The organism is Roseburia sp. AF42-8, assembly GCF_003435965.1.
Classification (GTDB): Bacteria; Bacillota; Clostridia; order Lachnospirales; family Lachnospiraceae; genus Roseburia_C; species Roseburia_C amylophila.
The window spans coordinates 1-8233 of the sequence record NZ_QTVB01000066.1; the positions used below are offsets into that span (position 1 = coordinate 1).

At 36.5% G+C, this 8233-nt stretch carries 6 protein-coding genes; 5 read left to right on the top strand and 1 reads right to left on the bottom strand.

Features of this window, described 5'->3' with window-relative positions; all coding sequences use genetic code 11:
• On the top strand, positions 1-299 hold a 299-nt coding region (locus DW059_RS15985), incomplete at its 5' end, for a hypothetical protein (RefSeq protein ID WP_158552134.1).
• 338 nt (positions 300-637) lie between these two features.
• Complete coding sequence (locus DW059_RS16610) at positions 638-946, top strand: hypothetical protein (RefSeq protein WP_242986303.1); 309 nt, start codon at positions 638-640, stop codon at positions 944-946.
• Between the two features lie 109 nt (positions 947-1055).
• On the opposite strand, the gene DW059_RS14385 is transcribed toward DW059_RS16610, so the two are convergent.
• On the bottom strand, positions 1056-1814 hold the full coding sequence (locus DW059_RS14385) for a helix-turn-helix domain-containing protein (protein ID WP_117699251.1): 759 nt from the start codon (positions 1812-1814) through the stop codon (positions 1056-1058).
• A 119-nt stretch (positions 1815-1933) separates the two neighbouring features.
• On the opposite strand from DW059_RS14385, the gene DW059_RS14390 reads away from it, so the two are divergent.
• Genes DW059_RS14390 through DW059_RS14400 form a run of 3 tightly spaced genes read left to right on the top strand, consistent with a single transcriptional unit; the run spans position 1934 to position 8163 of the window.
• The gene (locus DW059_RS14390; RefSeq protein ID WP_117699252.1) at positions 1934-4258 is read left to right on the top strand and encodes a hypothetical protein; all 2325 of its coding nucleotides are present in this window, start codon (positions 1934-1936) and stop codon (positions 4256-4258) included.
• Between the two features lie 28 nt (positions 4259-4286).
• Complete coding sequence (locus DW059_RS14395) at positions 4287-6704, top strand: glycoside hydrolase family 3 C-terminal domain-containing protein (RefSeq protein ID WP_117699253.1); 2418 nt, start codon at positions 4287-4289, stop codon at positions 6702-6704.
• Positions 6705-6723: 19 nt separating this feature from the next.
• The gene (locus tag DW059_RS14400; protein WP_117699254.1) at positions 6724-8163 is read left to right on the top strand and encodes an MFS transporter; all 1440 of its coding nucleotides are present in this window, start codon (positions 6724-6726) and stop codon (positions 8161-8163) included.
• The last annotated feature ends 70 nt before the right edge of the window (positions 8164-8233 follow it).

The window sequence follows — 8233 nt, forward strand, 5'->3', positions numbered from 1 at the left end:
AGATGAAAAAAAATAATTACATTTATGCATCACTTAGCAATAAAATAGGTGGTCTTATTGGGAGCGTTAAGGGATTAGTATTGCTGAGTGTATATGAAGATATTTTATATATTCACCGAGCCAATATTGATAATTCTTATGGCAAACAATTAGCAAAAATTTATATTCCAAATATGAAAAATATCCAAGGAAAAGCCGGATTATTTGGTGGAAAGTTTTCTTTCAAGTATGAAGGACAAGAATATAAATTTAAACTACCATCAAAGGCCGGAAAATTTGTGGATTTTTTTGTAAAGTAAAAGTATGAGGATAACAGGATGAAAAACTTACAAAAGTATCTAATGATTTTGGGAACGATAATGTTAAGTATTGGGATTAGTGCGTGCTCTAAACAACCAGACTTCGATGCCAAATCTTACGCCCAAAGTTCTCTTGATGCATACTATCATGGAGAATATAAGGACTATGCGAATCTGTTAGAACTCTCGGAAAAAGATGCAAAGAAATCGAAGAGGATTTTAATGAGAGCATCCAAAAGCAATTTGATGATTCCGATAACATTACGGATAAAGGAATTGCTGATTATACGGAAAAACTGACAGAAGTAAAGAAACTGGCAAAATACAAAGTACAGGATGTGAAAGAAGAGGATGGAGTTTATACAGTAAGTGTACAAGTTGAACCATCCAATGTATTTCAGACATTGCAACAAAGCTCTACAGAGGTAAGCAACGAAAAAATAAAGCAGGGATTGGATGGAAATGCTCCGGAAGTCTTTGCAGCCGTATTAACAGAAAGTGTCCAGAAGAGTCTTGAAAAGAACAGTTATGGAAAAACTGTTACTGTAAAAGTATCCGTGGAAAAAGATAATTCAGGAAAATATGGTCTTTCGGATACAGAGATGAATAAGCTGGAAGCAGCGATGTTCCCAACAGAACAAGAATGAATGGAAAGCTATCAGAGGAAAAACTGGTAGCTTTCTTTTATCTTCAAGACGAGAAAAGTTCTGGCGATAGTAACGTTTAATCATCGATATTCTTATTTTATTTTCTATTTTACCAACTAATCTGGCGATGCATTTTACGATATTGTCCGGGAGTTATACCAGTGTATCTCTTAAAAATAGAAATAAAATAACTTTGAGATGAAAAATTCAAGTAAGTACTGATTTCACCCAGACTATAGTCGGAATGTGCCAGTAAATTCTGTGCTTTTTCAATAAGAACTTTATGGATAAAAACAGTAAGCGTCTGTCCGGTTTCTTTATGGAACAGGGCAGACAGATATTTAGGTGTTAAATTAACTAAAGATGCCAGTTGATTTAAGGTTAAAGTTTTATTTTTACCATGATAGATATAATCAATGACGCGAGAAATAGCTGGTGAATAGTAGTTTTTTGGCGTCTTTTTTGCTTCAGCAACACGAAGCGTAAATTCAATAGCCATCTGTTCATTTAATTTCATTAAAGCGTCAACATCGGTACATTGTTCCATTTTTCGTATATATACATCACTTAAGGAAAAAGCAGTTTCCTCATTAAGTCCTCCTTCGATGGCATATCTGGTAACTAAAGTTGTATTAGCAATACTTGCATAAAAAAGTAATTTTAATTTGGAATTGGAAGAGGTCATCTTTCCGTAAACAGTTGTTGGGAGTGAATAATAGGTATTCTCCAATGCGTGAATATCTCCGTTTGAAACACATTCGAGAATTGCTTTTTCCTGTGCATAAGATGTATGTATCCGTTCATTTTCTGCATTTTCCAACATTTCATGTGTGAGTGAAAAATTGATGTCTGACTTCATTTTATACATAGGTAATTCCTCCTGTCAAAAACACGATAAATTGACATAAAACACGATAAATCAATATAATTATATGCCGGAAATAGATAAAATGCAATTAAGAGATTAAGAGAGAGGAGATAGATGCTATGAAACGAAAAGAAGTAATTTTTTTACTGGCAATGCTGTTAGTTGGAACTTCTGTTGGTGGTTTTGCATATCCAAGTAATTGTTATGCAGCAACAGCAGAGACAGAAAGTTCTTCGGAACAAAGTATTTATTCACTGGCCAATCATTATTTTAAAATCAAGTCTATCAGTAATGGGAAATACTTGCTTGGAAATAAAGCAGGATATGAAGCTCAGGCAGATACAGCCGATAGTGGAATGACATTCTACTTTAAAGCATCTGACTTGGGAGAATATATTCTTTTTGATCAGGATAGCAAGTATCTCACATATAACACTTTTAATGCAATTGTCCGAAATAAGACATTGTCAGATAAGACGCGATTTAAAGTAGAGCAGTATGAAGATAATTCCTTTTCTTTTTATTCTTATGTTAAAAAGAAATATGTTGGAATTAAGGGAACTTCACTGGTTTGGAAAGACAATGTGGATGATACATGCCGGTTTGAACTGGAACTTACAGAAGGAAATAATCCGTTTCCGGAAGCCGATATAAATATTGATTTTTATGACGGGGATGGGAATCCAATAACGACATCGAACGTGATGGCGAGACCGTCAAGTGGTGAAAACATTATCGGAACAGCAGATACTCATGCACATTTGTGTCATAACAAAGGATCAGGAGAAGTTGTATTTAATGGAGATGCATTTAGTCCCCTGGGAATTGCAGATGCACTCAATGATTGTACGGATCTGCATGGAGTAAATGGAGCGTATGATATTTGGGGAAAAGCAGTAGATGGTGCAACGACACATAATACATCGGGATATCCAAATTTTAGTTACTGGCCTACAAGTTATTCTACAAACCACGAACAGACATACTATAAATGGCTGGAGCGTTCCTATCTGGCGGGGCAAAGAGTGCTGGTACATCAGTGCGTAAATAATGAAATATTAGGAAAAGTTACCAATGTACTTCCGCCTTATAAAAATGGCGTAACAAATGATATGGACGCAATCCGACAGGAAATAGAGTATGTATATAAAATGCAGGATTATATAGATGCACAGTGTGGTGGACCGAATGAAGGATGGTTTAGAATTGTAACATCATCCGAACAGGCAAGAGATGTGATCAGTCAGGGCAAAATGGCTGTATTCTTAGGAATTGAAGTAGACACAATTTTTGGTGCAGATACGGATTTTGTTGGAAAATATAATGCTGGAGAAATCACAGAAGAAGAAATGAACACAGGTCTGGAAAATATAGAAAAGCAATTGGATGAAGTATATGATCTGGGAATAAGAAGTTTTTATATGATACATGCATTGAATAACGGTTTCGGAGGATGTCAGTTATATCAGGGGGAAATATTCAGTATTATGAATTACCTGAAAACATCAGATTTTTATCAACCAGAGGTAAGCACCAATCCAAGAGTATTCTACAAACAGCCGAAAGCAGATCTTCCAGAAGATGCACAGGGACATGCCAATGTTGAGGGACTTACAGAGACTGGAAAATGGATGATTCATCAGATGATAAACAGACACATGATTATAGAACTTGATCACATGAGTGACAAGTCCTTAAATGATACCTTGGATATCTTATGGGAAGAAAAATATCCGGGAATTATATGTTCTCATACAAGAATTTTGGATATGTTTAATCCAGAAGATGAGGCATGGGAACAATTGGATATTCCACGTATGATAAAAATATATCAGCTTGGTGGAATTATATCACCTATGATGTGGGAAACAACAACAGGACATCAGAGATGTGCAACGGATTATCTGGAATATATGATAGAACTGAGTAATAATTCAGAAACACCGACTACAGGAATATTGGATAATCAAAATTACTTTAAATATGACGGACCATACGAAGTGCCGACTACATGGTATAACATGAACGATGATGAGTCAGATGACATGATTCTTGGAATACCGTATGGAAGCGATGTTAATGGTGCATGCATGTTACCGAACTTTGATAAAGTACAAGAAAGTTTCGATACAGTTGATTATGACACTTTTACAGATTTATATCCGGGAATTTATGCGGATGGAGTAACAGCAAAGGTTAATAAACAAACTACAGGAAATGTCACATTTGATGTTAACGGTGATCGTGGTGTTGCACATTATGGTTTAGTACCAGATTTCTGGAAAAAGATGTCAACCAATAGCAATATTGTGGATATTAATGCAACATTTAATTCGGCTGAAGCGTATATCAGAATGATAGAACGTGCAGAAAAATACTCAGATACATATCCAAGCAGAGATGAATCACAATGGATAACAACTTCGACAGAATATTGGCATTAGATATGGACTTTGAAAGAGGGGATAAGCCATGAACATTGATAAAATATGTGAACAGTTAACAATAGATGAAAAAATCCGGCTTTTAGGCGGTGTTGGTGACTGGCATACTTATGACTGTAATGGGAAAATCCCCTCTATTATGATGACAGACGGACCACATGGGATTCGAAAACTGGAACAGGAAAAGATTGGGGATATTGAAACCAGTAAGCCAGCAACCTGTTTTCCAACTGCAAGTGCAATAGCCTGCAGTTGGAATCCTGCTATTGTTAAAAAGATGGGTGAAGCGATTGCGAAAGAAGCAAAAAAAGAGCAGATATCCATTGTGCTAGGCTGCGGAATCAATATCAAGCGTTCTCCTTTATGCGGAAGAAATTTTGAATATTTCAGTGAAGATCCGTATTTGACAGGAAAGCTGGCAACGGGATATATCGAAGGTGTACAGAGCCTTGGAATAGGTACGAGTTTAAAGCATTATGCTGTTAATTCACAGGAAACAAGACGAATGACATCCAATAGTCAGATTGATGAAAGAACTCTTAGGGAAATATATCTGTCGGCTTTTGAAGAAGTTGTGAAAAAAGCAAAACCGACTTCTGTAATGGCTTCATACAACAGGATTAATGGCGAATTTGGAGCAAGAAATAAATACTTACTGACAGATGTTCTGAGAAAAGAATGGAAATATCAAGGTGGTGTGGTGTCGGATTGGGGAGCAGCAAATGATATTGTAAGCTGTATGAAAAATGGTCTGACACTGGAAATGCCAGATCCGAAAGGCTTCCACACAGATGTGTTAAAAGAAGCGTATAAGGATGGCCGGATTACGGATCAGGAACTGGATAACTGGACTAAGAATGTTCTGCAGAATTTTGTATCACTTCATAAAAATATAGAAGAAAATTATGAGGTAGATATGGAAGAACAGAATCAGGTGGCACGTAAACTGGAAAATGAAAGTGCAGTACTTTTGAAAAATAATAGTGTTTTGCCAATTGGAAAAGAGAAGAAGGTAATCATTATTGGAGAGCTTGCCAGGCAGATGCGGTTTCAGGGAGGTGGGAGCAGTCATATCCAGCCGACGAAGATGACAAATGCGATTGAAGCAATACGTGAAAAAGGATATCAGGTAACTTATATACAGGGATATCAGAATGAAACGGAGGAATTAGGAGAAAAGCAACTACAGGATACGATAGAAAAACTGAAACAGGAATATAGAAAAAAGGATTGTGTGATTCTATATTTTATCGGTCTTACAGAATCTTATGAAGGAGAAGGATACGACAGGAAAAATCTTAAAATCCCTCAAAATCAGGAAGAGCTGTTGGCTGAAATTGCAGAAACTGTCGGAAAAAATCATATTGCAGCAATTAGTTTCGGTGGTGCGCCTATGGATTTTAGTTTTGAAAAGAATGTAGGAGCAATTCTTCACATGTACCTCGGAGGACAGGCTGTAGGGGAATCTGTTGCTGACTTAATTAGTGGAGAGGTGAATCCATCCGGTAAATTGGCAGAGACAATTCCGCTTTCAGAAAAAGATACTCCGGCATGGAGATATTTTGCACCTCCGAATGATGATGTAGAATACAGGGAAAGCATTTTTGTAGGTTATCGTTACTATGAGACATTCCATGTTCCGGTAAAATATCCGTTTGGTTATGGACTTTCCTATACTTCTTTTTCCTATTCGGAATTGAATGTACCGGAAGTATATAGTGGTGGAAAGATACAAATTCGTTTTAAAATTAAAAATATCGGAAAAGTGAGTGGAGCAGAAATAGCACAGTTATATATCTGCCCGATTGAATCAGATGTTATCAGAAGCCATATAGAACTAAAGGGATTTCAAAAAATATATCTGCATCCGGGTGAAGAAAAAGAAGTTATACTAGAGCTGGATGAAAGAAGTTTTTCCGTCTATGATGTAGAGAAAAAAGCCTTTTCCATGTTAAGCGGCAAATATCAGATCTGTATCGGAGCATCGGTACATGATTTGCAATTAAAGGCGAATATGGAAGTAGTAGGAAATAGTTATTTTAGAAATGAAAGAGAACTGTTTCCGGATTATTTTAGAGAGCAGCCACATGGAATGGAAATCAGTGCAGAACAATTTTATCAGCTATTAGGCGGTGAACCGAAACATGACAAAGAAAAAAAGCGTGGAGAGTATACGGTTTACGATTCCTATCAGGATGTGGTAAATGTCTCAATGTTTGGAAAAATTGTTCGTGGAGTCGTACATATTGGACTTAAGATTATACTTCGGGGAAAATCAGAGCGGGACCCGGCCTTTAAAATGGTAAAAATGGGAGTCGAAGAAGGAAATCTGGAAGGACTGATTGCAACCAGTGGTGGAATTGCAACTCCGAAGTTAATCGATATGTTAGTTTACAATGCAAATAAAAAATATCTGCAGGCTTTAAAAAGACTGCTGAAGAAATAGAGAGAGGGGGAAGTCGTATATGGAAAACAATAAATTGGATAAACGCACAAAATGGAGCTATTGTATAGGAGCAACCGGAAGAGATATGGCGTATGCACTTGTCTCTATGTTTCTTCTTACATATATTCAATATACGATGAAACTGACAGTTGCCCAATATGCAGTAATATCAGCAATTATGGTAGTGTGTCTGCTGTGGGATGCCATTAATGATCCAATGATGGGAATTATTATTGAAAATTCGCATTTGAAAGCCGGAAAATTTAAACCGTGGATTTTTATAGGAGTAATTTTAAACAGCCTGATAATTATCTGCTTGTTTACAGTAAGGCCGGAAGGATGGGGATTTGTTGCATTTTTTGGAGTGGGATATCTTTTATGGGGAATGACTTACACAATGAATGATATTGCCTATTGGGGAATGCTGCCGAGTCTTACATCAGATCCGGGAGAACGGAACTGGCTGGTAACCGTACAGGGAATTTTTATCTGTATCGGACAGTTTTCTGTTGCAGGTCTGCTCCCTGATATGGTAGCTGGAAATGCGATTATGGCATATCGGACGGCTGCGATTGTGATTGCTTTTTGTTTTATTGGTTTCCAGCTACTTACAGTGTTTGGAGTAAAAGAGAGAAAACGACCGGAAAAGAAGAGAACACTGTCATTAAAAGATATGTTTCATATATTCCTGAGAAATGATCAGTTGATAGTGATTGGAATTGCATGTTTATTATTCCAAATCGGAAATGGTCTTCTGATTATGATTGGAATGAATTTCTTTTATTTTGAATTTGGATATTCTGTAGGTGGCAGTCTTGTATTTTGGTTTACAATTATGTATGGATTAGGAACGCTGATATCAGAGGCATCTTTTGCGTGGCTTTCCTCAAAATTCACACGAAATCAGATTATAACTGCAGCTACCAGCATTACAGTCATTGGGTATATACTTTTTATGAGTGTAGGCTACATTGTACCAAAAAGTGTTGTTTTACTGAATATCATCGGTTTTCTAATCTTCTTTTCGCAGGGGGCATTCAATATGACGATGATTGTCATGTTAAATAATACCATAGAGTATGATGAAGTCCGGTTTCATGAACGACATGACAGTATTATCTCAGCAGTAAGATCTTTTGCAACAAAGCTGGCAAGTGCAGTTGATCAGGCGGTTGTTGCGTTAATACTGATTATAAGCAATATTTATGCAATCAGTCAGAAAATATCCGGATTAGAAATAAAAGCTGGTACAGGAGAACTTACTTCGGAAAATGTAATTGTACAGGCAGATAAATTTATTCAGACAGCAGATGCCGGACAAAGATTTATATTGCGTCTTGGAATTGTAGCTGTTCCGGTAATTTCTATAGGAGCTGCTTATATACTGATTAAACGGAAATATATTATTGACGAACGTAAGTATGAAGAACTGGTAGCGGAAATAAAAAAGCACAAATAAAAAATGATTCAATTAGTTGTGATGACCTTATAATTGATGAGTTTAGAAAAAAGTGATATGAATGACAATT